A 23,373-nucleotide genomic window follows, 5' to 3' on the forward strand; every position below is an offset into this window, starting at 1 on the left:
GCACGTGGGCTTCAGACGTTGGCGATGTGCCGCACCGCATCAAGGTACGGCATGTTGATGACGGCGTCTGCCGCTGCACGGACGGCCGGTTTGGCGTTGAAGGCAACGCCAATTCCGGCCGTCCCCAGCATGTCGAGGTCGTTGGCGCCGTCGCCCACAGCAATGGTGTGCTCAAGGTCGATCCCCTCAGCGGCTGCCCACTCACGCAGGTACTTCTCCTTGGCCGCGCGATCAATCACGTCGCCCAGCACCCTGCCCGTCAAAGCGCCATCGACGATTTCCAACTCGTTGGCAATCCAGTAGTCCAGGCCGAGTTCTTCAGCGATGGGCCCCAGGATCTGGTTGAAGCCGCCGGAAACAACAGCCACCACGTGGCCTGCCTCCTTGAACGCGGCCACCAGTTCTGCTGCACCAAGGCTGAGGCGCACTTCCGCGCGTACAGAATCGACGACGGCGGCAGGCAGCCCTGCGAGCACTTCAACGCGGGCGTAGAGGCTCTGGGCAAAATCCAGCTCCCCACGCATGGCTGCTTCGGTAACAGCTGCAACTTCGTCGCGCTTGCCCGCATACGCTGCCAGCAACTCGATGACTTCCTGCTGGATCAGCGTGGAATCCACATCCATGATGAGGAGCTTCCTGGGAGCCTGGCGAAGGGCCTCCGGAACGATCGCAGTATCTACTCCGGCATTCGCGGCCTCAGCCACCCGCCGTCGAATAGCACTTAGTTCTGCAGGTGTGATTGCATCAACGGCGAAACCGGCCGTGTGAACACCGAAGCGGTCGTCCCCGGAATGTGATTCCGATGACACTGCGGCACCGGCATCAGCCAGCACTTTGCGCACGTTATCAAGCGATTCAGGGGACAAATTCACGCCATAGCTGACCGCAGCCAAGTTCGAAGTCATGGCCTCAATCCTACTGAGCGTGCCAGGTTCACCCGAATTCGTTTCTCCGCAGCAGCGAGCACCTATGCCCGGTTATCAGTCATCTGTATTTTTGTCCTAGTGTCTACTGCTATGAGTGATGTTCTGGAATTGGCTTCCGTCAGCGTTGTCCGAGGCAAGAAGACCCTGCTGGACAAGGTTGACTGGCAGGTCAACGAAGGCGAACGCTGGGTCATTCTTGGCCCCAACGGCGCAGGCAAAACCACACTTCTCCAGATTGCTGCAGCACGCATGCACCCGTCCAGCGGAAGGGCAGGGATCCTTGACGAAACCCTGGGCCGGGTGGACGTCTTTGAACTGCGCCCCCGGATTGGCCTTTCCTCGGCAGCACTCGCTACCCAGATTCCGGAACACGAGAACGTCCTCAATGTCGTAGTTACCGCGGCCTATGGCGTCACGGGCCGCTGGCGTGAAGGATACGAGCGCGACGACGAGCGTCGCGCCTTTGGCCTTCTGAACGACTGGGGGATGGGCCCGCTGCTCAACCGCACGTTTGCCACTCTCTCCGAAGGTGAGCGGAAGCGGGTGCAGATCGCGCGCGCACTCATGACCGATCCCGAACTCCTGCTCCTGGATGAACCGGCGGCCGGACTGGACCTCGGGGGGCGCGAAGAGCTAGTGCACAAACTTGGTGAACTGGCCAAGGACGAGGCGGCTCCCGCGATGGTCCTGGTTACCCACCACCTCGAAGAAGTTCCCCCGGGATTCACCCACGCAATGCTGCTGCGCGAAGGTGGAGTAGTGGCAGCTGGTGCCATCAAGGACGTTCTCACGGACGAACACCTGAGCAACACCTTCGGCCTTGCCCTGGACGTCACGGAAAACGCCGGCCGCTACACCGCAACCGCACGCCGCTAGGCGAACTCTTCGTCAACTGTGGAGATTCTTAGCAGCGTCCTGGTCTTTTTCGCGGGCTTGTGGGCCGGCACCATTAATGCGGTAGTCGGCTCCGGCACCCTCGTGACTTTTCCAGTGCTCATTGCGCTGGGCGTAACCCCGGTGGTTGCCTCCATGAGCAACGCCATGGGCCTGGTGGCCGGAACTGCGGCCGGAGCATGGGGATATCGCCAGGAACTCGCGGGCCGCGGCAGGCAGTTGCTGAAGCTGCTGCCGGCTTCACTTCTGGGCGGCATCACTGGCGCATGGTTGTTGCTGCACCTTCCGGACAAGGTGTTCCATTACGTCGCCCCCGTCCTGTTGGTACTGGCGCTGCTGATGGTGGTGTTCCAGCCTCGACTCCAGGCCTCAGTGCGAAACCGTGAAGAGAACCCGGAGCATGCCCTCAGGGACCGGAGCCACGGCATCCTCCTCGTGGTCCTGGTTTACCTCGCCGGGGTATACGGCGGCTACTTCGTAGCGGCCCAAGGGATTTTGCTCGTAGGAATATTGGGCGTGTTCCTCACTGGGACCATGCAGAACGCCAACGCCATGAAGAACATCCTCGTGCTCGGCGTTAACATGGTGGCCGCTGTGTCCTACCTGATCTTTGCCTTCGATCGCATTAATTGGCTCGTGGTCCTGCTTATCGGCGTGAGCTCAACCATTGGAGGCCTGGTTGGATCAAAGGTTGGCCGCAAGCTTTCCCCGCGCGTTTTGCGTGCGATTATCTTCACCCTTGGCATCGTGGCCCTCGTCGTCATGATCGCCAACCTGCTGAAATAATCACCCGGTGACGTTCCACTACCTTGAGTCCGCGGATGATCCCCGCGTGACCGACTACACCACCCTGACCGATGTGCACCTTCGCAAGCTCCGCGAGCCTAAAGAAGGCATGTACATCGCCGAATCCTCCAAGGTTCTTCGTCGGGCGCTGGCAGCAGGTCATCAGCCACGTTCCTTCTTCCTGGCTGAGAAGTGGCTGGAAGACCTCGACGACGTTTTCCGGGCCTATCCCGACGTTCCGGTCTTCATCGGCAAGGCCAAGCTGCTGGAAGAAATCACGGGATTCCACCTGCACCGCGGAGCGATGGCAGCCATGCACCGTCCGGAACCCGTGCCGCTCACGGAGCTGCTGGCCGGTGCCCGCCGGATTGCCGTACTGGAAGACATCGTGGACCACACCAACGTCGGCGCCATCTTCCGTTCAGCTGCCGCCTTGGGAATGGACGCCGTGCTTGTTTCGCCGCGCTGCGGGGACCCGCTGTATCGCCGGAGCGTCCGGGTCAGTATGGGAACGGTCTTCCAGGTTCCCTGGGCACGTCTGGAAAGCTGGCCGGGCGACCTCGAAAGGCTCAAGGAACAGGGCTTCACAGTTGTCGCTATGGAATTGACCGATGACGCTGTTGACCTTGACGAACTCGCTGCCCGCAACATCCCCAAACTCGCTCTGGTACTTGGCACGGAAGGTGCCGGAATGAGCGCAGAGACGCTGGCCGCCGTCGACCTCGCCGTCAAGATTCCGATGCGCACCGGTGTCGATTCACTGAACGTCGCATCCGCCTCGGCAGTGGCGTTCTGGGAGCTTCGCCCGCAGGACTGAGCCTGGTTCGTGCACCCGGCTGGTTTCGGCTATGATTGATTGTTGGCCCGGCCGCTGGAATTTCTACATGGCAGCAGGCGGACCACCTCCATTCATACCTGGCAGCTGGCAAAATCCAGTTGCGTGAACAAAAGGTCCCATTATGAAGTCTGATATCCACCCGAAGTACGAAGCTGTTGTTTTCAACGACCTGGCTTCCGGCACGAAGTTCCTGACCAAGTCGACTGTGTCTTCCTCGAAGACCATCGAATGGGAAGATGGAAACACCTACCCGGTTATCGACGTCGAAATCTCTTCGGAGTCCCACCCGTTCTACACGGGCAAGCAGCGCATCATGGACTCCGCTGGCCGCGTCGAGCGCTTCAACGCTCGCTTCAAGGGCTTCGGCGGCACGAAGTAACCCACTTCACCCCAAAGCTTTTCGAAAGCCCGCATCGCTGGAATTTCCAGCAATGCGGGCTTTTTTGTTTTCCGGCAAGATGGAACCCATGACGTCCCAGCCCGTACCCGAAAAGCCCACTAACTACATTGACGACGGCGCCACTCGCCTTCACGGGGAGTATAAAGTTCCCGGCGGCAAACTCGTGGTGGTGGATCTGGACGTCCAAGGCGGCCTCTTGGCCAACGTTTCACTGAGTGGCGACTTCTTCCTGGAGCCGGACGAAGCCCTGCAGGACATCAATGCGGCGCTGACGGGCCTGCCTTCGACGACGTCGGCTGCAGACATCACTGCAGCTGTCTCAGCCGGGCTGCCCCCAGGGTCCGTGCTTTTTGGATTCTCGGCGGAGGCCGTCGCAGTGACCGTCCGCCGTGCGCTGTCCGAAGCCACAGGCTGGTCCGATCACCAATGGGAAATTATCCCGCCTACGGTCCTGCCCACCGAGGTTAACGTCGCACTCGATGAGGTCCTCACGGAAGAAGTCGGCGCGGGACTGCGAAATCCCACCCTGCGGTTCTGGGACTGGGAGGAACCTTCAGTGGTGATCGGGAGTTTCCAGTCCGTTCGGAACGAAGTCGATCCTGAAGGTGTATCCAGGCACGGCATCACAGTAGTCCGCCGGATCAGCGGTGGCGGTGCAATGTTCATGGAAGCCGGCAACTGCATCACCTACTCCCTCTACATACCGCAGACGTTGGTGGACGGCATCAGTTTCGCTGATTCCTACGCCTTCCTTGACGCATGGGTCATGGCGGCGCTGGAGAAGCTTGGCATCACGGCTTTCTATGTTCCCCTCAATGACATCGCCACTGAGCAAGGCAAGATCGGTGGCGCGGCCCAGAAACGGCTCGCCAATGGAGGCATGCTGCACCACGTGACCATGAGCTATGACATCGACGCCGACAAGATGGTGGAGGTCCTGCGCATCGGCAAGGAAAAGCTCTCAGACAAAGGCACGCGAAGCGCCAAGAAGCGAGTGGATCCATTGCGCCGGCAGACCGGCTTGGCCCGCGCCGCTATCATCCAGGCAATGCAGGAAGTCTTTACCGAACGCTACGGCGCAGTTGAGTCCCGCCTGTCGGACGACGAACTTTCGGAGGCCAGGAAGCGGGTAGAAACCAAGTTCGGCACAGAGGAGTGGTTGAACAGGGTCCCTTAGGCTTACCCCGCCGCTTGCGCCGTCAGCGCCCGTAGCAGGTGGCTGCGCTGTTCGATGATGATGCGGCGCAAAGCGCGGGGTGCATCGGCATGCTCATGCAGCCACCGGTCAGTCTTCACCAGCACTGGATGCGTGATCGGCTCCATCCCGGCGGCTAAGTCCTGGGCGCCGGGGTAGAGGCCCCTGACGATCCTGCCTGCGATTTCGATACTGCGCTCAGCCCAGACACGTTCCAGGCATTCAAAGTAGGGCTCGATGTATGGGTCCAGGAGGTCTCTGGGCGCAATGGTGAAACCCGTGATTGTTGCACTGAGGATCTCGTTGGACAGGCCGGTGGTGTTGACTGCTGCGTCCCATACTCCAGCCTTTACGGAGGGGTCAGGGCGGGCTGAGGAGGCTACTGCGTGGCCTTCACGGCCGGAGGCCGTCTTGTCCGCCTCAAGTTCAGCATCCAGCTCGCGCTGCGTGGCTTGTCCATGGGCGGCGAGGGCCTGCCAGAAACTCCAGCGCAGTTCAGCATCAACGGCCAGGCCCTCAATAACGGTGCCGCCTTCCAAGATGCCCCGCAGCAGGGGGAGCTCGCTGTCGCCGTGCCTGGAAACATCGGCCAGGGTTCTGGCCCACGCAAGCTGGTGGTCGGATCCAGGGGCTGCGGATTGCAATTGGGCGGCGGCGACTGCCAGGAAGTCCTTACGCGCGCCTTCCCGCATGACAGCGGGGACATAACGTTCAATAGCGGTGGCCGCATTGCCCAGCACATTCAGGAGGACGCCGATGCCGGTTTCGGTGGCTGCGAATTGTTCGACGGCGGCAACGTACCGAACCGCTGGCGTAGCGCCATCCCGAGCCGAATCCCACAGTGCGGTCCAGCACAGGGCACGTGCCATGGGGTCCTGGATGGTGCCCAGGGAACTGCGGACCGTGTGCTCCGAAATGACGTCCAGCCGCACCTTGGCGTAACTGAGGTCCTCATCGTTGACCAGCAGCAGGGCGGGCCGGGGCTTCCCTGCCAGTTCGGCCACCAGCGTGCTCGGGCCAGAGACGTCCAGCTCGATGCTCTCTCGCCGGACGAGGTGGCCGGAGGAATCGGGGTCATACAGGCCCAACCGGAGTCGGTGGGGCCGCAACTCCTGCCTGCCGGTCAGGGGGTCGGTTGCATCCTGTTGGAGCGTCACGGTGCCCATGATCCCGTTGTCATCAACGATGTCCGCCGTGATCGTGGAAATGCCCGATGTCTGCAGCCACTGCCGCGCCCAGCCGGCAAGGTCCCTTCCCGACGCGAGGCTGAGCGCCTGCAGAAGGTCCTGTAGCGAGGTGTTGCCGAACTCGTGGCCCCGGAAGTACTGACGGGATCCGGCGATAAAGTCGTCAAAGCCTACGTAAGACACCAGTTGCTTCAGAACAGAGGCCCCTTTGGCATACGTGATTCCATCAAAGTTCTGCTTGGCCGCCTCGAGGTCCGGAATGTCGGCAACGATGGGGTGCGTGGTAGGCAGCTGGTCCTGTACATAGGCCCAGGCTTTGCGTTTACTGGCGAAATTCACCCATGCGGTATCCCAGTCAGTGGCACGGTCCACGCCGAGGGTCCCCATGTAGTCAGCAAAGGATTCCTTCAGCCAGAGGTCATCCCACCAGGTCATGGTGACGAGGTCGCCGAACCACATGTGGGCCATCTCGTGCATCAGTGTGTTGGCACGGGCCTGGTACTGGGCGTCCGTTGCCCGCGAAGCGTAGACATACTTCTCGGTGAAGGTGACCAGCCCGGGGTTTTCCATGGCGCCGAGGTTGTACTCGGGCACGAACGCCTGATCGTATTTGCCCCAAGGATAGGGGTAGTCGAAAAGTTCGTTGAAGAACGCCAGCCCGCTCTTGGTCAGCCGGAAGAGTTCATCGGCATCGAACGACTCCGCCAAAGACGCGCGGCAGTAAAGGGCCAGTGGCACGTCAAGGCGGGTGCCGTCGTCGAGAGTTGCTCCCCAATGATCCGTCGCCTTGAAGTAGGGCCCGGCGAGGATCGTGGTGATGTAGGTGGACATCCGCTTGGTGGTGGCAAAGTCCCAGCAGCATGCTGCCGCATCATCCGCTAGAGGCGTTCGGGCGGTCTCCACGCCATTGGAGGCGACTTCCCAGCCTGCCGGAGCGATCACGTGGAAAGTGAATTCGCCTTTGAGATCGGGCTGCTCGAAGTTGGCGAAGACGCGGCGGCTGTCGGCCGGTTCGTACTGGGTGTAGAGGTAGCACTGGCCATCGGCGGGGTCGACAAAGCGGTGCATGCCCTCTCCGGAGCGGCTGTAGAGCGCTGTCCCGGTCACAGTGACGGTGTTTTCGGTGGCGAGGCCTTCCAGGATGATTCTGTCCCGGTCCACGGCACGGTCAACATCAAGCTCCTTGCCATTCAGCACCACGGACTTCACTCCGTCACTGATGAAATCCAGGAAGGTAGCTGAACCAGGCTTGGCTGAAAACCTGATGGTGCTGGTGCTCGGGTAGCCGGCGGTTGCGGGATCTGCCGCGTCGCGGACATCGAGGGTGACGTCGTAGCTGTGGGTGGTGATCAGGGCTGAACGTGTTGCGGCTTCGTCGCGCGAGAGATTGTGATTCGACACACAGCTATCTAATCATGATCCATACGGCGCCCAGGCCCAGCGTTGCGATCAGCAGCCACGATCCCAGTGCAACAGCAACGGCACGGCCACCGGTATGGACCAGGGTGCGCACCCGCACGGCGGAACCGAGCCCAAACAGGGCGGTCGCAAGCAGGATGTCCTGTACTCCGGCGGCGGCTTCCAGAGCTGCCGGTGGCGCCCACCCCAAGGTGCGGACGCCCACCATCGCGATGAAGCCGAGGACAAACAGAGGGACAATCGGCGGGAACCTGCCGTCGCCGTCGTGCTGTCCTGATTGACCTGGTACCCCATTGGACCGCCGCCGGACGTGCATCACCCGCTGGTGGAGCCCTGCCGCGGCCGCGATGGGCGCCAGAAGCACCACTCGCGTCAATTTAACGACGACGGCGACAGCCAGCGCCGCTGTCCCCGCAGTTTGGGCGGTGGCAACCACTTGACCGACATCATGCACGGACGCACCGGTCCAGGCTCCGAATTGTTCCGGGTTCAAGCCCAAGGGGTGCATAAGGAGGGGGAGCACTCCAATGGCCAGAGTGCCGCACAATGTCACCAGCGCCACGGGAAGAACAGTGTCCTGATGCTTGACCCGGCGTACCGCTGCCATGGCACCGATGGCAGACGCACCACAAATGGAAAACCCTGTGGCGATCAGGAGGGCCGCCTCGTCCGGAAGGCGCAGGATCTTCGCGAGTCCATATGTCCCGGCGAAACTCAGTACTACAACGGCCGCAATCAGAAGCAGTGACAACCACCCCAATCCCAGGACGTCGCCCATGCTCACTTTGAGTCCAAGCAGGACGATTCCGGCACGCATGAGGTGCTTCCCTGCGAAGTCCAGGCCTGGCCGGGCGCGCCCCGCCGCCCAGGCAGCAGTGCCCGGTATATTTGCAGAGAGCAGACCCAGTGCAACAGCAAGCGTCATGACGGGAATGACCCCCAATGCCGGAAATACCGTGTGGACGGTAAAGGCGACCCCCGTTGCGGCAATACTCAGGACCAACCCCGGCCCCAGCCGGGACAGGTGGGGCGCAAGACTGTTCAAGGGCATGCCTCAACCCTGCCGGATGGGGGCACCGAAAGGCGAACCGGGAGTCTCCGGAAACCGCGACACAATCAGTGCGAAATGCGCTTGACTCAAAAAGGTGATTGTCTAATTCCCATGTCTGACCTATTTCAGGATTATTCCGAGGCCGCTGCGCGCAGCGGTGCCTACGACGAGATGTTCGCTCCCGGCCACGTCGCCAGAAAATCCTACGGTCAGGTCTCCGGTGCGCTGCGCGAACTTTCCCTGGCCGATGTCACCGCCCGCGCCGATTCCATGGCACGTACGTTCCTGGACCGCGGTGTGACGTTCGACTACGCGGGGGAGGAGCGGCCATTCCCGCTGGATATCGTCCCGCGCGTTATCCCCGCCGATGAGTGGGACGTCCTTGAGCGCGGCGTGGCGCAGCGGGTCAAGGCCCTTGAAGCATTCCTCAACGATGTGTATGGCCGGATGGCCGTGGTGGCTGATGGCGTCATTCCCCGGCAACTCGTCACCACAAGCGCCCATTTCCACCGTGCGGTTCACGGCTTCGAGCCTTCCGGTGGTGTTCGCGTCCACGTCTCAGGCATCGACGTCGTCCGTGATGCCGAAGGTACCTTCCGTGTCCTCGAGGACAACGTCCGGGTCCCCTCCGGCGTGAGCTACGTACTGGAGAACCGCCGTGCCATGGCAAAGGGCCTGCCCGAGGCATTTGGCCAACAACACATCCGGCCGGTGGAGGAGTACCCCCGCAGGCTCCTCTCAGCGCTGCGCAAGACCGCACCGGCCGGCGTCGACGATCCCACGGTTGTGGTGCTCACACCTGGCGTGTTCAACAGCGCTTATTTTGAGCACACCCTCCTTGCCGGACTCATGGGCGTGGAATTGGTGGAAGGCCGGGACCTGATCTGCCGCGGCAACCGTGTGTACATGCGGACCACAGCCGGCGAACAGCGCGTGGATGTCATCTATAAGCGAATCGACGACGACTTCCTGGATCCCCTGCAGTTCCGTTCCGATTCCATGCTTGGTTGCCCTGGCCTGGTCAACGCCGCCCGCGCTGGTGGCGTCACCATCGCCAACGCCGTTGGCAACGGCGTAGCCGACGACAAGCTCGTGTACAGTTACGTGCCTGACCTGATCCGGTACTACCTTCACGAAGAGCCAATCATCGCCAACGTCGACACTTTCCGGCTTGAAGAAAAGGAAGCCAGGGAACATGTTCTGGACCGCTTGGAGGAGCTTGTGGTCAAGCCCGTCGATGGTTCGGGCGGCAAGGGCCTGGTCATCGGTCCGGATGCTTCCAAGGAAGAGCTTGACGCTTTGCGGAAGCGCGTGATTGCAGATCCGCGCGGCTGGATCGCACAGCCCGTTCTTCAGCTCTCCACTGTCCCCACGCTCTCCGGAGACAAATTCGGGCCGCGGCACGTGGACCTCCGCCCCTTTGCGGTCAACGACGGCGACGACGTCTGGGTCCTTCCCGGCGGCCTGACGCGTGTGGCGCTCAAGGAAGGTTCCCTGATTGTGAATTCCAGCCAGGGCGGTGGTTCCAAAGACACCTGGGTGTTGGCCAATTCGCCACAAATGCCTGCCGAGATCATTCCCCGCCAGTCCGTGACGGTGCGCGAGCAGGTTTCTGTGTGGCCCGTGGAAAGCAATTGGCGGGACCGCCAAACGGAGCAGCAGCAGTGAGCCGCATCGCAGGCCTCAGCGGAATCCCTTCTCGATCAAACCCTGAACTTCGACAAGCACCACGCGAAGGAGGCGCAGTTTCATGCTGAGCCGTATTGCCGAGTCACTTTTCTGGATCGGACGCTATGTGGAGCGGGCCGACGGCACTGCCAGGATCCTGGACGTGCACCTGGAGCGCTTGAACCACCTGCCCCTTGAGGAGCAACGCAGTGTGGCCCGCGAACTCCTCGCCGTGATGGGCGCGAAACCACAAAGCGAAGACTTCGGCCTGCCGGAGTTGCTGCATGCACTTGCCTATGACAAGCAGAGCGCATCCTCCATCGCGGGCTCGCTTGGCGCCGCACGTGAGAACGCACGCAGGGCGCGGGAGACCGTCTCGCAGTCACTCTGGGAAAGCCTCAACACCACGTATTACGGCCTCAGCCAGCATCGCAAGGACGTCGTGGGAACCTACCGTTTCTGCAACTGGGTCCTTGAGCGGACCGCCATGGTGCGCGGGCTGGCCGACACCACCGTCAGCCATGACGAGAGCTGGCTGTTTATGGTGCTCGGGCGTTCCCTTGAGCGTGCCGACATGACAGCCCGCATGCTGTCCACGCGGGATGTGCAGTCCGCGGGAATGTCGTGGGTGAACATGCTGCGCTGCGCCGGAGCCTATGAGTCCTTCATCCGGACCCGGAGGGCCGCATTTGGCGACCAGCACGCAGCCGAGTTCCTCCTTCTGGACCGTTTGTTCCCGCGCTCGATCGTCTACGCCCTGCGCGACGCGGACGAGTGCCTGGCAAAGCTGGATCCTTCAGCACAGCGGGTCGGCTTCATTAATGATGCGCGTCGGATTGTCGGGCAGGCCAGAACGTTCCTTGAGTTCCACCGGACGGATGACCTGATGTCCGAATTGCCAGAGCATATGGAACGTGTGCAGAAGGCCGTGACCCAGGCTTCGGACGCGATTTCCCGTAAGTACTTCAATCAGGCTGATGAGCACGCCTGGGTGGGAGAAGTTTCATGACCCGGCTGAGCATCGTCCACAAGACGGCGTACAAATACAACCGACGCGTGACGTTGTCCTACAACGAGGCGCGGATGACTCCGTTGACGGACGGCCAGCAGGTGGTCCTGGAGTCCTCGCTGAAGGTTTCACCCAACCAGGCCTCGGTCAGCACGTACCGCGACTACTGGGGCACGCGGGTCACCGCCTTCGATATGCAGATGCCCCACGAGAGCCTCGAAGTCCTTGCAACGGCCACGGTGGAAGTGCACCGGACCGAGCGCGTGGCAACCGAGGACGACATCGTGGGCTGGGACGTCATCGCCTCGGAGAAGATCCAGGACGAATTCAGCGATTGGCTGCCCCAGTCCCGCTTGAGCGGTCCGGGCGAGGAAGTCCTCGGCATCATCCCAGGGGTAGTCGACGGTAAGAACCCCCATGAGGCGGCCTTGGCGGTCTTTTCCTGGATGGCCGGCGAGATGACGTACATGAAGGGCACCACGGGTGTCACGACGAATGCCGAGCAGGCGTGGACCCAACGCCAGGGTGTCTGCCAGGACCTTGCCCATTTGGCCATTGGTGCATTGCGTAGCCGGGGCATTCCAGCGCGCTACGTTTCCGGATACATCCATCCGCGATCGTCCGCTGACATCGGCGAAATGGTTGCCGGGCAGTCCCACGCCTGGCTGGAGTGGTGGGACGGGGAGTGGCGCAGCTGGGATCCCACCAACCATAAGCCTGCCGGCGACTACCACGTGACCGTGGCGAGGGGACGGGACTACCGGGATGTTCCGCCGCTGAAAGGTATTTTGTCCGGCGGCGGTGGCTCGGGCCTGTCCGTTTCCGTGGAGATCACCCGCCTCGCATAAGCAGTTTGCTTACAGATATGGCCCCCAAGAAAGCACTTGGGGGCCATATCTGTTCACAAGTCGAGGATTTTTTGATCTACCAGGGGGAGGGCTTGTAGTCCTTGAGGAACACTCCGTACTGGTCCTCGCCGTTCTCGCCCATCACGATGGGGTCATACACGCGGGCAGCACCGTCCACCAGGTCCAAGGGCGCATGGAATCCTTCTTCCATGAGCCGCACCTTGGTGTAATGCGGACGTTCATCAGTGATCCAACCGGTGTCCACGGCAGTCATGAGGATGCCATCGGAATCCAACATTTCCTGGGCACTGGTTCGCGTCATCATGTTCAAGGCAGCTTTGGCCATGTTGGTGTGAGGATGCCCCGGACCCTTGTAGGCACGGGAGAACTGCCCCTCCATGGCCGAAACGTTCACGATGTACTTTCGCCTCGCCGTTGAGCGTTTCATGGCATCGCGGAGGCGGCTTACCAACAGGAACGGAGCTGTGACGTTGCACAGCTGCACTTCGAGCATTTCGAGCGGATCCACTTCGTCCACTACTTGCGTCCAGCTGTTGATGGTGGCGAGGTCCGGCACCAGCCCGCCGGCATCGATAGCCGTTCCGGATTCAATCCGGGCCAAAGACGCCGAGCCGGTAGAGAGCGCCAGGGAAGTGATCGCGTCTCCGGCGAGGACAGGATGTTCGGTGACGCTGCTGGCCAGGGCCAGTGGATGCTTGTCATGGGCGTGGCCGAACGTGACAAGCTCGGGTCCTCCGTTGGAAGCCTCCAATGCCGCCGGCAAGGGCTCGTCCTCGGCGTCAACCAAGGGTTTGTAGGCGTTACCGGTCCGCCGCACGGTTTGCGCGGCATTGTTGATGATGATGTCCAGCGGACCGGCCTTGTTCAGGGAGTCCGTCAGGGCCATCACCTGGGCGGGATCACGGAGGTCAATGCCAACGATCCGCAAGCGGTGCAGCCAATCCGCGCTGTCTTCCATGGCCGCAAACCGACGTGCCGCGTCTTTGGGGAAGCGCGTTGTGATGGTGGTGTGGGCACCATCCCTGAGCAGGCGGAGCGCAATGTACATACCAATCTTGGCGCGGCCACCGGTCAACAGGGCATTGCGACCCGTGAGGTCCGTGCGGGCATCGCGTTTGCTGTGGCTGAACGCAGCGCACTCGGGGCACAGCTGGTGGTAGAACGCATCCACCTGGGTGTAGTGCTGCTTGCAGATGTAGCACGGGCGTGAACGGATCAGGTGACCCGCGACCTCGCCGGTCGCTGAAGGAGCGAGCTTGTTGCCACGGGTTTCGTCGTCAATGCGGTCCGGTGCAGCTGTTGCCGTGAGGGCAATGACTGCACGGTCCGCTTCCGCGATCAGATCCCGCTTGGTGACGCGGCGGTGCCGCTTGACGGCTTTGAACATTTTGCCCGTTGCGCGGCGGACCGCGACGTAGTCCGGGTGCTCCTCGTCATAGACGTGGATTGTGGTCAGAACCTTGAGGCAGGCCTGGATCTCTTCAGGCGTCAGATCGGTGGAGCTCATTGACCTGATTTTACAGCCTTGGGAGCCTGGGGCCTGCCTCGGGTTCTACCAGCGCAACCGGTGATGAAGGGGAGCCTAGCGGCCAGCGCCGTTTGACGCTGCGTCTACTACCCGGGCCTGAATGCCTGCAGCTACCTTTTCTGCAGAATCCCGGATATCGGGATCATCCTGCGTCGCAGCCTTAACGGCTTCCGGCAGGCCCCGGCGGTACTCTGCGGACAACGCGAGCTCTTCTTCGCCAGGTTCAGGTACAAGCTGTCCCTTGGCAAGGACTGTGATCCCGGATTCGGTGACCTTGTAGCCACGGGCCTTGTCCAGCGCCGGGTCCAGTCCGATGGCAGCGCCGGCCGGGACTTTGACGTTCTTGTCCAGGATGGCCCGCTTGATCACTGCACCTTCGCCGACGCGGACCTTGTCCATGAGTACCGAGTCCTGAACACGGCTGCCCGCCTCCACGAAGACATCGTTGGAGAGCACGGAGCCTTCAACGATGCCGCCTGAAATGACCACACCGCTGGCCACGATGGAGTCCAGCGCCGTACCCACCGTGCTGTTTCCCCCGCGCACAAACTTGGCGGGAGGGGAAATGCTCTGGCGGGTGTAGATGGGCCATTCGGAGTTGTAGAGATTGAAGATGGGAACGGGGGAGATGAGGTCAACGTGGGCGTCGTAGAAGGAGTCGATGGTGCCAACGTCCCGCCAGTAAGTACGGTCACGTTCCGTTGCACCAGGGATGTCATTGAGCGTGAAGTCATAGACTCCGGCCTCACCCTTGTCCACGAAGTAGGGAATGATGTCCCCGCCCATGTCGTGCTTGGTATCCAGTCGCTCAGCGTCAACATGAAGCGCCTCAACGAGGGCGTCGGCATTGAAGACATAGTTGCCCATGGAGGCGAGGAACTGGGTGGGATCGGCCGCAAGTCCTGGCGTGCTGGCCGGCTTCTCCACGAATGCCCCGATCTTCTGGGGATCGTTCTGGTCAACTTCAATCACACCGAATTGGTTGGCCATGTTCAGCGGCTGTCGCACGGCTGCTACGGTAGCCTTCGCGCCACTGGCAATGTGCTGTTCCACCATTTGGGAGAAATCCATGCGGTAAACGTGGTCTGCGCCGACCACAACCACAATGTCCGGAGCGTCGTCGTGAATGAGGTTCAGCGACTGATAGATGGCGTTGGCGCTGCCAAGGAACCAGCTCTTGCCGACGCGCTGCTGCGCCGGAACGGAAGCTACATAGCGGCCCAACTGTGTGGACATGCGCCAGGTCTCGGAGATATGTCGGTCAAGGCTGTGCGATTTATACTGCGTCAGAACCACGATTTTCAAATATCCCGAATTGACCAGATTCGATAGTGCAAAGTCAATAAGCCTGTAGCCCCCGGCGAACGGAACTGCTGGCTTGGCCCTATCCGCCGTCAAAGGCATGAGGCGATTGCCTTCGCCGCCAGCCAACACGATTGCCAATACTTTCTTCAACGCCATGGTCATAGCTCCCCGTACGTCTTCGTAGCCCCCAAAAGTCCGATTTTCCGGACCCTTTCACACTAGAACACATAAGCCGGAACGACTACGTTGGGTAACGTGCGAATAGACATTGTGACTAAAGAATTCCCTCCGGAAATTTATGGCGGTGCCGGTGTCCACGTTGCCGAGCTCAGCCGTGTGCTGGCGAAGCACGTGGATCTTCATGTCCGGGCGTTTGGCGCCCCACGTGATGCCGACTACCATGGGGCCACCGTGGCCTCCTATGCCACACCCCAGGACCTCGGCGATGCCAATGCTGCCCTCCAGACGTTGGGCGTGGATCTTCGGATCGTTCCGGACATTGCGGGAGCGGATCTCGTCCACTCGCACACCTGGTACGCCAACATGGCAGGACACCTCGCTTCGCTGCTGCATGGCATTCCCCATGTACTGAGCGCCCACAGCCTGGAGCCGTTGCGTCCGTGGAAGGCCGAACAGCTCGGTGGCGGCTACGCCTTGTCCTCATGGGTGGAGAAGACGGCCTACGAAGCGGCTGCGGCGATCATCGCCGTATCCGATGGAATGCGGCAGGACATCCTGCGCAGTTACCCTGACGTTGATCCCGCCAAGGTCCGGGTTGTCCACAACGGCATCGACGTTTCCCTGTGGGAACGGGACGAAGAGGACGACGCCATCCGCGCGCTGGGCATAGATCCCGCCAAGCCAAGCGTGGTGTTCGTTGGCCGGAACACCCGCCAAAAGGGCGTCCCCTACCTGCTGCGCGCAGCGTCCAGCCTTCCCGCCGATGTTCAACTGGTCCTCTGCCTGGGCGCAGCTGATACTCCCGAATTGGCAGCTGAAACAGCACGCCTCATTGAGGAGCTCCAAAGCAAGCGCGAGGGCGTGATCCTCATTGAGCGGATGCTGCCGCGCCGGGAACTCATCCAGGTCCTCAGCCATGCCACCGCATTCGCCTGCCCCTCCATCTACGAACCGCTGGGCATCGTGAACCTTGAAGCAATGGCTTGCGGCGCCGCTGTAGTGGCAAGCGCAACAGGCGGCATTCCTGAGGTGGTCCAGCATGGCGAAACCGGCTTGCTGGTCCCTTTGGAGCAGGTTACCGACGGCACGGGAACGCCGCTGGATCCACAGAAATTTGTGGCCGACTTCGCTGCAGCCCTGAACGAGGTAGTGGCAGATCCAGAGCGCGCCCGCAAGATGGGCATGGCGGGCAGGCGCCGCGCCGAAGAACATTTCTCGTGGGAATCGATCACTGAAACCACCCTTGAGGTATACCGCTCCGTTCTTAACTGAGCACCCTTAACTCAGCCCGGCCCGTCCGGGAAAGCAGGCAAACCACGACGGCGCCGCCCCCCTTGAGTGGGGACGGCGCCGTCGTGGTTTGGCGAAACTTCCTAAAAAGTTCACTGACGGGAAATCTCGTACTGTTACCGGGACTTGGACGCCTTCAGTGCCAGTAGTGACTTCTCGTCCGCTGGGGCGGATCCGCTGGCGCGCTGTTTACGGAAATGCGTGCTGGCCTCGTCCTGGCGGCCTGCTTCAGCGCCGGTAGCGATGGCTGCGCGCAGGTGCTCGGGACCGTAGCCAAACGCGTCCACGAGGTCCAGCGCGTGGGGACGGATCTTGACCAGCAACCGGTTGATGTAGGTCCCCACGGTCCGGCCGCGTTGCATCGAGAGCCGCCCATTCATGAGATACCAGGACAGGTGCTTCTCAATGAGCGACAGTCCGAACAGGTCCCGCAGCCAAGTGAGGACCCGCTTGGTTCCCTCATCGGAAACCTCAGCCAGGGCCTCCGTGAAGGCTTCCCATTGAAGGAGCTCTGCATGGGCTTGGGCGGCTTCGATGAGTTCATGCTGGTGCTGGTTGAACAGGGCTGCCGCCTGATGCTGCGGCAACTTATTGGCCCCCTTCAGCGCAGCACCTACTTCGGCCACCATGGACTGCACGCGGTCAGTCAGCAGGGTCCGCTGGCCTTCCTCGTCGCGCAAAGCCAGCGCTGCTTTCTGCACCGAACCCGTGTCGGCTACGAACTGGGCAACCTGGCGAAGGCCCGTCCTGTGCAAGGCGACACCCGCGGCCTGGTCCACTACATAGCGTGCAAGCACACCGAAGTCCGCACTGCGGAATTCCTTGGCATAGTCGGCAAGGAGGCGCTTGGCCACCAACTGCAGCAGGACGGTGTTGTCGCCTTCAAAAGTCACGTAAACGTCAAGGTCCGCGCGCAACGAGGCAAAGCGGTTCTCGATCAGGAATCCTGCGCCACCACAGGCTTCGCGGCATTCCTGCAGGGTGTCCAGCGCATGCCAGGTGCTGAGGGGCTTCAGCGCGGCCGCCAAGGTTTCCAGATCCTGGCGGTCGGCATCGGTGTCGTGGGCACCGGAGAAAACGTCGTCAAACTTTTGCAGGAGCTGCTCGTGGGCAAAACTCGCGGCGTACGTCGTGGCAAGCCGGGTGAACAGGCGCCGCTGGTGACGCTGATAGTCCAGCAGGACTTCCTCATCAGTGGGGGAGGACGCATTGAACTGACGGCGCTCAGTGGCGTACTGAATGGCTGTTTTGAGCGCAACCTTGCTTGCTGCCACAGCTGCACCGTCCAAGGAGACCCGGCCTTGGACCAAGGTTCCGAGCATCGTGAAGAAGCGGCGGCCCGGGCTCTCGATGGTTGACGAATACGTACCATCCACAGCTACGTCGCCGTAGCGGTTCAGGAGGTTGGTGCGGGGGATACGGACATCGGTGAAATGGAGCCTGCCGTTGTCGATGCCGTTGAGGCCGCCCTTGATGCCGTCATCCTCCCCGCCGATGCCTGGCAGGAATTCTTTGGTAGTAGGGTCGCGCAGTTCTACGTAGAAGGCGTGGACGCCGTGGTTAACATTCTTGGTTACCAGCTGCGCGAACACGACGGCGGCCAAGCCATCGTTCGCGGCGTTGCCGATGTAGTCCTTCCAGGCTGCCCGGAAGGGGGTGTTGATGACAAACTCCTGGCTACCCTCGTCATAGGTGGCCGTGGTGGCGATGCTTGCGACGTCGGAGCCGTGGCCCGTCTCCGTCATCGCGAAACAACCCGGAATTGCCAGGCTCATGATGCCGGGGAGCCATTTGTCGTGGTGCTCCCGGGTACCAAGGTGCATGACAGCGGAGCCAAAGAGGCCCCATTGAACGCCAGCCTTGATCTGCAGGGAGGGGTCCGCCGTGACGAGCTCTTCGAATCCGGCAATATTGCCGCCGTGATCATCGGAGCCACCCAGGCGCGTGGGGAACGCCCGGTGGACAGCATTGTTATCCACCAGGAACTTCAACTGCTCAAACACGCGGGCCCGGTGTTCCGTGTGATGCAGGCCTTCGATCTTCTGGACATCGGGATGACCTGCTACTTCGCGGGCTTGGTGCCGGATGTGGGCCCACTTGCCCAAGAGCTGCTCACCCAGCGCAGCGACATCGACCACCGGGTCCGCACCCTGCTTGCCAGAGTCACGGCCTCCGGATCCACCGGTGCCGGATGCGCTATTGCGGGTGGCCGCATCCTCGCGGCCTGAGGGTTGTTGGGCTGATGCCGCCCGGTCCGCTACTTCAGTCATGTTGATTCCTTCTTTGGTTCCTACAACTGATGGGTCGTTGCTCACGTCACGTTGTTGCTTTGAGTTCGGGTGCGATGCCCAGGCACAGCCAGTCCGTGATGTGTCCGGCCATGGCTGCCTGATTCGGTTTCGCCTCGGAGGCAGGGCTTCCAAGCCACATTTCGCCGGCGTTCCGAACGAGCCCAATGGCTGCAGTGGGCCAATACTCGATCAAAGCCTCTTTCTCTGTACCGAGGTACTGCCGCATGGGTGTGGCGATCATGTCCGTGATTTGTTCGAAGAAGTTTCCCAGCGCACCCGACGCCGCAATGGCATCCTGTGAGGAAGCTTCCCCGGGCGTCAGCCGGGTGATGAACGCATACACGTTGGGGCTGGATTCCGCCATTTGCAGGTAGGCCGAGACCATGGCGTAGAGCCCTTCACGTGGCGTCTGCGCCAATTGGGCCGCTTCTTTCATGCGGCGCTGCATTTGCCCCAGCACCACTTCTCCCATCGCCTGTTGAAGGCCTGCCTTATCGCCGAAATAGCGGTAGTAGACCGACTTTGAGGTGCCCGCGGCACCGGCGATGTCTTCCATGGACGCCTCGCTGCCCAAGGCGTGCACAGCCCTGCGTGCTGCCTTGATGAGCTCGCGCCGACGCTCCTCGCGATGACTCTGCCACCTGGCAGCACGCCCATCTACTGCAGGATCCGGGACGGCGCTGCCGGACTCCGCTGCGGTATCAACAGCGCCAGCGCGGGAAGAGGCAGGAGCGTGCGGAAATTCTGTACGACGACGGTTCACGATACCCAGCGTATCAGGTACGCTGGGTATCAGTAACTGGTATTCATCGAAGGAGTCAAGCATGGCTGCAGCAGACGGACCCGCGGGCACGAACACAGGTACAAACAGCTTCGCAAGCGCAGAGCAGAGTGCCGAACAGAACAAGGGCATTCAAGGGACGCGTTCTGCCGTGATCGTTGGAGGCAACAGGATTCCGTTTGCCCGGACGGGCGGCGCTTACCTGAAGTCCTCCAACCAGGACATGCTTACGGCTGCACTGGATGGACTGATCGCCCGCTTCGGGTTGCAGGACGAGCGGATCGGTGAAGTAGCAGCTGGGGCGGTGCTGAAGCATTCACGGGACTTCAACCTCACCCGGGAGGCGGTACTGGGTTCGGCGCTATCTCCAGAGACACCTGCATACGACCTTCAACAGGCATGTGCAACGGGACTGGAAACCGTGCTAGGGCTTGCCAACAAGATCAAGCTTGGCCAGATCGATTCCGCGATCGCCGGTGGTGTTGACTCCGCGTCCGATGCCCCGATTGCTGTCAGCGAGGGGCTGCGGGAGATCCTGCTGGACCTCAACCGTGCCAAGACCTCCGTCCAGAAGCTGAAGATCCTGGCCCGTATCCGGCCAAAGGATCTGGCCCCGGATGCTCCCAACACCGGCGAACCACGTACCGGCCTCTCCATGGGCGAACACCAGGCCCTCACCACGGCACAGTGGAAGATCAGTCGGGAGGCACAGGATGAACTCGCGTTCAACAGCCACCGCAACCTCGCCGCCGCCTACGAACGGGGCTTCTTCGACGACCTCATCACTCCCTACCGGGGCCTGAACCGGGACTCCAATCTTCGGGCGGACACCACATTGGAGAAGCTCTCCACGTTGAAGCCTGTCTTTGGCAAGAACCTGGGATCCGAGGCCACGATGACGGCCGGCAATTCGACGCCACTGACCGACGGTGCGGCAACCGTGCTGCTTGCCACCCAAGAGTGGGCGGACAGCCGGGGCCTGCCCAAACTCGCCACCGTCCTGGATGGTGAGGCGGCCGCCGTCGACTTCGTCCACGGCAAGGACGGACTTCTGATGGCGCCGGTCTTTGCCGTACCGCGCCTCCTGGCCCGCCATGGGCTGACTCTGGAGGACTTCGACTTCTTCGAAATTCACGAGGCCTTCGCCGGAACCGTCCTCAGCACCTTGGCTGCCTGGGAAGACGAGGACTTCGGACGAACGCGGTTGGGGCTGGACGGCGCTTTGGGAAAGGTGGACCGCGCCAAGCTCAACATCAACGGTTCCTCGCTCGCTGCCGGACACCCATTCGCAGCAACCGGTGGCAGGATTGTGGCTTCGCTGGCAAAGATGCTCCATGACAAGGGCACCGTGGACGGAAGGCCGGCACGTGGCCTGATTTCCGTGTGCGCCGCCGGCGGGCAGGGCGTTGTTGCCATTCTGGAAGCAGCCTAGGGGAGCGTGATGACAGACAAGTACACCAAAATCGTCAGCAAAGGACTGGGCAAGGACGTCGCCAAAAGGCTCGGCCTGCCACAGCCCGTGGAGCTGCGTCGACACCAGCCAGGCGCACCGCTCGTCACTGGGCCGGTGCTGGTCAACGGCGACAGCCTGGGCGCAGATGACCTCGCCACTACGCTTCTTGGTTGGGGCCTGGACATCCGCCGTCATGCGTTGCCCAAGGAAAAGCTCGGGGCCATCATTGTTGTCCTCGACGCCGTGCAGCACCCGGAAGATCTGGGCAAGCCAGTCCTGACAATTGGCGCTTCCTTGCGGGACCTCGCGCCCAATGGACGCGTCATTACCGTCTCAAGGACGGCCAGGTCGGCACCTGCGCCCGCTTCGGCTGCCGCCCGGCAGGGCATCGATGGCCTCGTGCGTTCACTGGCCAAGGAATTGCGTGCTGGAGCCACGGCGAACGGCATTCTTCTTGACGAGGACTTAGCCACCACCAGCCCATCCACGCTGGGGGCGCTCCGATTCTTCCTTTCCGGCCGCTCCGCCTACGTGGATGGCCAGTTCCTGACGATCAGTTCGTCCTCCGGCAGCCTGCCCTTCGACGCCGACAAACCCCTTGCCGGAAAAGTTGCCGTTGTCACCGGTGCAGCGCGGGGCATTGGTGCGGCGATCGCCCGTACGCTCCACCGTGATGGCGCGAAAGTTGTGCTGGTGGATATTCCTGCAGCGGGCGACCATTTGGCGGCGGTCGCCAACGAGGTCCATGGAACCGCGCTCCAGCTGGACATCACCCGCGACGACGCCGGTCACCGGATCATCGACCACGCAGTGGAACGCCATGGCCGGCTCGACATCGTAGTCCACAACGCTGGCATCACCCGCGACAGGCTCCTGGCCAACATGGATGAGGGACGCTGGCAGTCTGTCATCGCCGTCAACATCGCTGCGCAATTGAGGATCAACGGGACCCTCCTGGCATCGGAGCACTTCAAGGACAAGCCGCGCATCGTTTCGGTGGCATCCACCAGCGGAATTGCGGGAAATAGAGGCCAGACCAACTATGCCGCGTCCAAGGGGGGCGTGATCGGAATGGTGCGCTCAACAGCGCCGCTCATGGAGTCCTTCGGGGGGACGATCAACGCCGTAGCGCCAGGGTTTATTGAAACAGAGATGACGGCCCGGATGCCGCTCGCCATCCGGGAAGCAGCGCGAAGGGTCAATTCCCTCAGACAGGGTGGCCAGCCCCAGGACGTAGCCGAAGCCATCGCTTTCCTGGCGAGCGACGCCGCAGGAGGAATCTCGGCCGAAGTCCTTCGCGTGTGCGGGCAGCAAATGGTGGGAGCATGAGCAAACCCCAGCCGGTCATCCTTGGGGAGCTGCCGTCGCTGTCCAAGCTCTACATGAATGCCGCGGCAACTGCCGCTCGTCGGCGGGTCCTGGGGTCATCAACGGGGCAGGCGACACTGCCTGCCGCTAGCCACGAGGTCAAGGGAGTCCAGGCGGACGTCGCCAATCTCACCGCCTACCAGCACCTTCTGGGGGAGACCGCCAGTGACATCCTGCCAGCAGGTTTCGTCCACGCGCTGGCGTTTCCGGTGTCAATGAGTGTCATGAACCGGGATGACTTTCCCTTGCCATTGCTCGGGATGATCCACCTCAGGAACCATGTGGAACAGCGGGTTCCCCTCCAGTTCACAGAAGCCTTGGACATCCGCTCATGGTCGGAGAACCTGTCGGGTCATCGGGCGGGGACGCAAGTCGATGTCATCGCCGAAGTCCGCTCGAGTTCGTCAGGCGCGCTGCTGTGGCGGGGAATTTCCACGTACCTTGCGAAAGGGGTCTTCCTGCCTGGCATCGACAAGCCGGGAAGCTCAAGTGGCTCCGGTGATAATGGCGGCTTTTCTCCGCCGGACCCTACGGCCCTATGGCAACTCGACCTGGACATCGGCCGTAACTATGCGGCCGTCTCCGGCGACTTCAACCCCATCCACCTGAGCGTTCTATCGGCCAAAGCCTTGGGTCTGAGAGGGTCCATTGCCCACGGCATGTACCTTGCCTCCCGGGCGTTGGCAGACGTCGGTGCGGTCAAGTCGGATGCCTTCACTTGGGACGTAGCGTTTGAAGCGCCTGTGTTCCTTCCGGCCCGGGTGGCGCTTGACATCTCCACCATCCAGTCGGAAACCGGGGCTTGGCAGCGTTCGTACTACGTGGCGTGGAACCCACGCAGCGGTCGGCGTCATTTCAGGGGCGGCGTGGCGCCCTTGTAGGAAGCTGTTGGAACTTGGTGACTTCACAATCATCCTCTGGATAAACTCACTTAG

The 23,373-nt window shown here is 61.7% G+C and carries 19 protein-coding genes; 12 read left to right on the top strand and 7 right to left on the bottom strand.

Annotated elements, in window-relative coordinates:
* Positions 1–11: 11 nt before the first annotated feature.
* The gene (serB, locus tag VUN82_14410) at positions 12–905 is read right to left on the bottom strand and encodes a phosphoserine phosphatase SerB (GenBank protein XAS70310.1); all 894 of its coding nucleotides are present in this window, start codon (positions 903–905) and stop codon (positions 12–14) included.
* Between the two features lie 111 nt (positions 906–1,016).
* On the opposite strand from serB, the gene VUN82_14415 reads away from it, so the two are divergent.
* The 5 genes from VUN82_14415 to VUN82_14435 all read left to right on the top strand — a co-directional run bounded on the left by VUN82_14415 (position 1,017) and on the right by VUN82_14435 (position 5,021).
* Positions 1,017–1,802 (top strand): ABC transporter ATP-binding protein, encoded by a 786-nt coding sequence (locus tag VUN82_14415; GenBank protein ID XAS70311.1) that lies wholly within the window; start codon positions 1,017–1,019, stop codon positions 1,800–1,802.
* Between the two features lie 18 nt (positions 1,803–1,820).
* Positions 1,821–2,606: a sulfite exporter TauE/SafE family protein gene (locus tag VUN82_14420; protein XAS70312.1), complete on the top strand. Its 786-nt coding sequence runs from the start codon at positions 1,821–1,823 to the stop codon at positions 2,604–2,606.
* A 7-nt stretch (positions 2,607–2,613) separates the two neighbouring features.
* Positions 2,614–3,423 (top strand): RNA methyltransferase, encoded by an 810-nt coding sequence (locus VUN82_14425; protein XAS70313.1) that lies wholly within the window; start codon positions 2,614–2,616, stop codon positions 3,421–3,423.
* Positions 3,424–3,565: 142 nt separating this feature from the next.
* Positions 3,566–3,823 (top strand): type B 50S ribosomal protein L31, encoded by a 258-nt coding sequence (locus tag VUN82_14430; GenBank protein XAS70314.1) that lies wholly within the window; start codon positions 3,566–3,568, stop codon positions 3,821–3,823.
* Positions 3,824–3,911: 88 nt separating this feature from the next.
* Positions 3,912–5,021 carry a lipoate--protein ligase family protein gene (locus tag VUN82_14435; protein XAS70315.1) on the top strand — a complete coding sequence of 370 codons (1,110 nt, stop codon included), beginning with the start codon at positions 3,912–3,914 and terminating at the stop codon, positions 5,019–5,021.
* 2 nt (positions 5,022–5,023) lie between these two features.
* On the opposite strand, the gene pepN is transcribed toward VUN82_14435, so the two are convergent.
* A complete protein-coding gene (gene pepN, locus VUN82_14440) occupies positions 5,024–7,627 on the bottom strand; it encodes an aminopeptidase N (GenBank protein ID XAS70316.1) in 2,604 nt (867 codons plus the stop codon).
* Positions 7,628–7,631: 4 nt separating this feature from the next.
* Positions 7,632–8,696: a putative sulfate exporter family transporter gene (locus VUN82_14445; GenBank protein XAS70317.1), complete on the bottom strand. Its 1,065-nt coding sequence runs from the start codon at positions 8,694–8,696 to the stop codon at positions 7,632–7,634.
* 111 nt (positions 8,697–8,807) lie between these two features.
* Between VUN82_14445 and VUN82_14450 the strand changes: the two genes are divergently transcribed.
* The 3 genes from VUN82_14450 (at position 8,808) to VUN82_14460 (ending at position 12,221) form a co-directional block, all read left to right on the top strand.
* Positions 8,808–10,364 (top strand): circularly permuted type 2 ATP-grasp protein, encoded by a 1,557-nt coding sequence (locus VUN82_14450; protein XAS70318.1) that lies wholly within the window; start codon positions 8,808–8,810, stop codon positions 10,362–10,364.
* An 82-nt stretch (positions 10,365–10,446) separates the two neighbouring features.
* The gene (locus tag VUN82_14455; protein ID XAS70319.1) at positions 10,447–11,373 is read left to right on the top strand and encodes an alpha-E domain-containing protein; all 927 of its coding nucleotides are present in this window, start codon (positions 10,447–10,449) and stop codon (positions 11,371–11,373) included.
* Positions 11,370–12,221 (top strand): transglutaminase family protein, encoded by an 852-nt coding sequence (locus tag VUN82_14460; protein XAS70320.1) that lies wholly within the window; start codon positions 11,370–11,372, stop codon positions 12,219–12,221. Before VUN82_14455 ends, VUN82_14460 begins: the two co-directional genes overlap by 4 nt.
* A 76-nt stretch (positions 12,222–12,297) precedes the next feature.
* Here VUN82_14460 and VUN82_14465 read toward each other — a convergent pair whose 3' ends face one another.
* A complete protein-coding gene (locus tag VUN82_14465; protein ID XAS70321.1) occupies positions 12,298–13,749 on the bottom strand; it encodes an SDR family NAD(P)-dependent oxidoreductase in 1,452 nt (483 codons plus the stop codon).
* Between the two features lie 75 nt (positions 13,750–13,824).
* Positions 13,825–15,237, bottom strand: a complete 1,413-nt coding sequence (gene glgC / locus VUN82_14470) for a glucose-1-phosphate adenylyltransferase (protein XAS70322.1) — start codon at positions 15,235–15,237, stop codon at positions 13,825–13,827.
* Between the two features lie 93 nt (positions 15,238–15,330).
* On the opposite strand from glgC, the gene glgA reads away from it, so the two are divergent.
* Positions 15,331–16,527, top strand: a complete 1,197-nt coding sequence (gene glgA / locus VUN82_14475) for a glycogen synthase (GenBank protein XAS70323.1) — start codon at positions 15,331–15,333, stop codon at positions 16,525–16,527.
* Positions 16,528–16,661: 134 nt separating this feature from the next.
* Here the strand turns inward: glgA and VUN82_14480 are convergent, their stop codons facing one another.
* Both VUN82_14480 and VUN82_14485 read right to left on the bottom strand, forming a co-directional pair.
* The gene (locus VUN82_14480) at positions 16,662–18,815 is read right to left on the bottom strand and encodes an acyl-CoA dehydrogenase (protein XAS70324.1); all 2,154 of its coding nucleotides are present in this window, start codon (positions 18,813–18,815) and stop codon (positions 16,662–16,664) included.
* A gap of 46 nt (positions 18,816–18,861) precedes the next feature.
* The gene (locus tag VUN82_14485) at positions 18,862–19,662 is read right to left on the bottom strand and encodes a TetR/AcrR family transcriptional regulator (protein ID XAS70325.1); all 801 of its coding nucleotides are present in this window, start codon (positions 19,660–19,662) and stop codon (positions 18,862–18,864) included.
* Here VUN82_14485 and VUN82_14490 point away from each other — a divergent pair.
* From VUN82_14490 to VUN82_14500, 3 genes are read left to right on the top strand one after another with little or no spacing between them, the layout of a single operon-like run.
* Positions 19,661–21,049, top strand: coding sequence for an acetyl-CoA C-acetyltransferase (locus VUN82_14490; protein XAS70326.1), 1,389 nt, complete (start codon positions 19,661–19,663; stop codon positions 21,047–21,049). The genes VUN82_14485 and VUN82_14490 overlap by 2 nt on opposite strands.
* Before the next feature lie 9 nt (positions 21,050–21,058).
* A complete protein-coding gene (locus VUN82_14495) occupies positions 21,059–22,399 on the top strand; it encodes a 3-oxoacyl-ACP reductase (GenBank protein ID XAS70327.1) in 1,341 nt (446 codons plus the stop codon).
* Positions 22,396–23,319 (top strand): MaoC/PaaZ C-terminal domain-containing protein, encoded by a 924-nt coding sequence (locus tag VUN82_14500; protein ID XAS70328.1) that lies wholly within the window; start codon positions 22,396–22,398, stop codon positions 23,317–23,319. Before VUN82_14495 ends, VUN82_14500 begins: the two co-directional genes overlap by 4 nt.
* Positions 23,320–23,373: the final 54 nt, after the last annotated feature.

It is taken from the genome of Micrococcaceae bacterium Sec5.1 (assembly GCA_039636795.1).
Classification (GTDB): Bacteria; Actinomycetota; Actinomycetes; order Actinomycetales; family Micrococcaceae; genus Arthrobacter.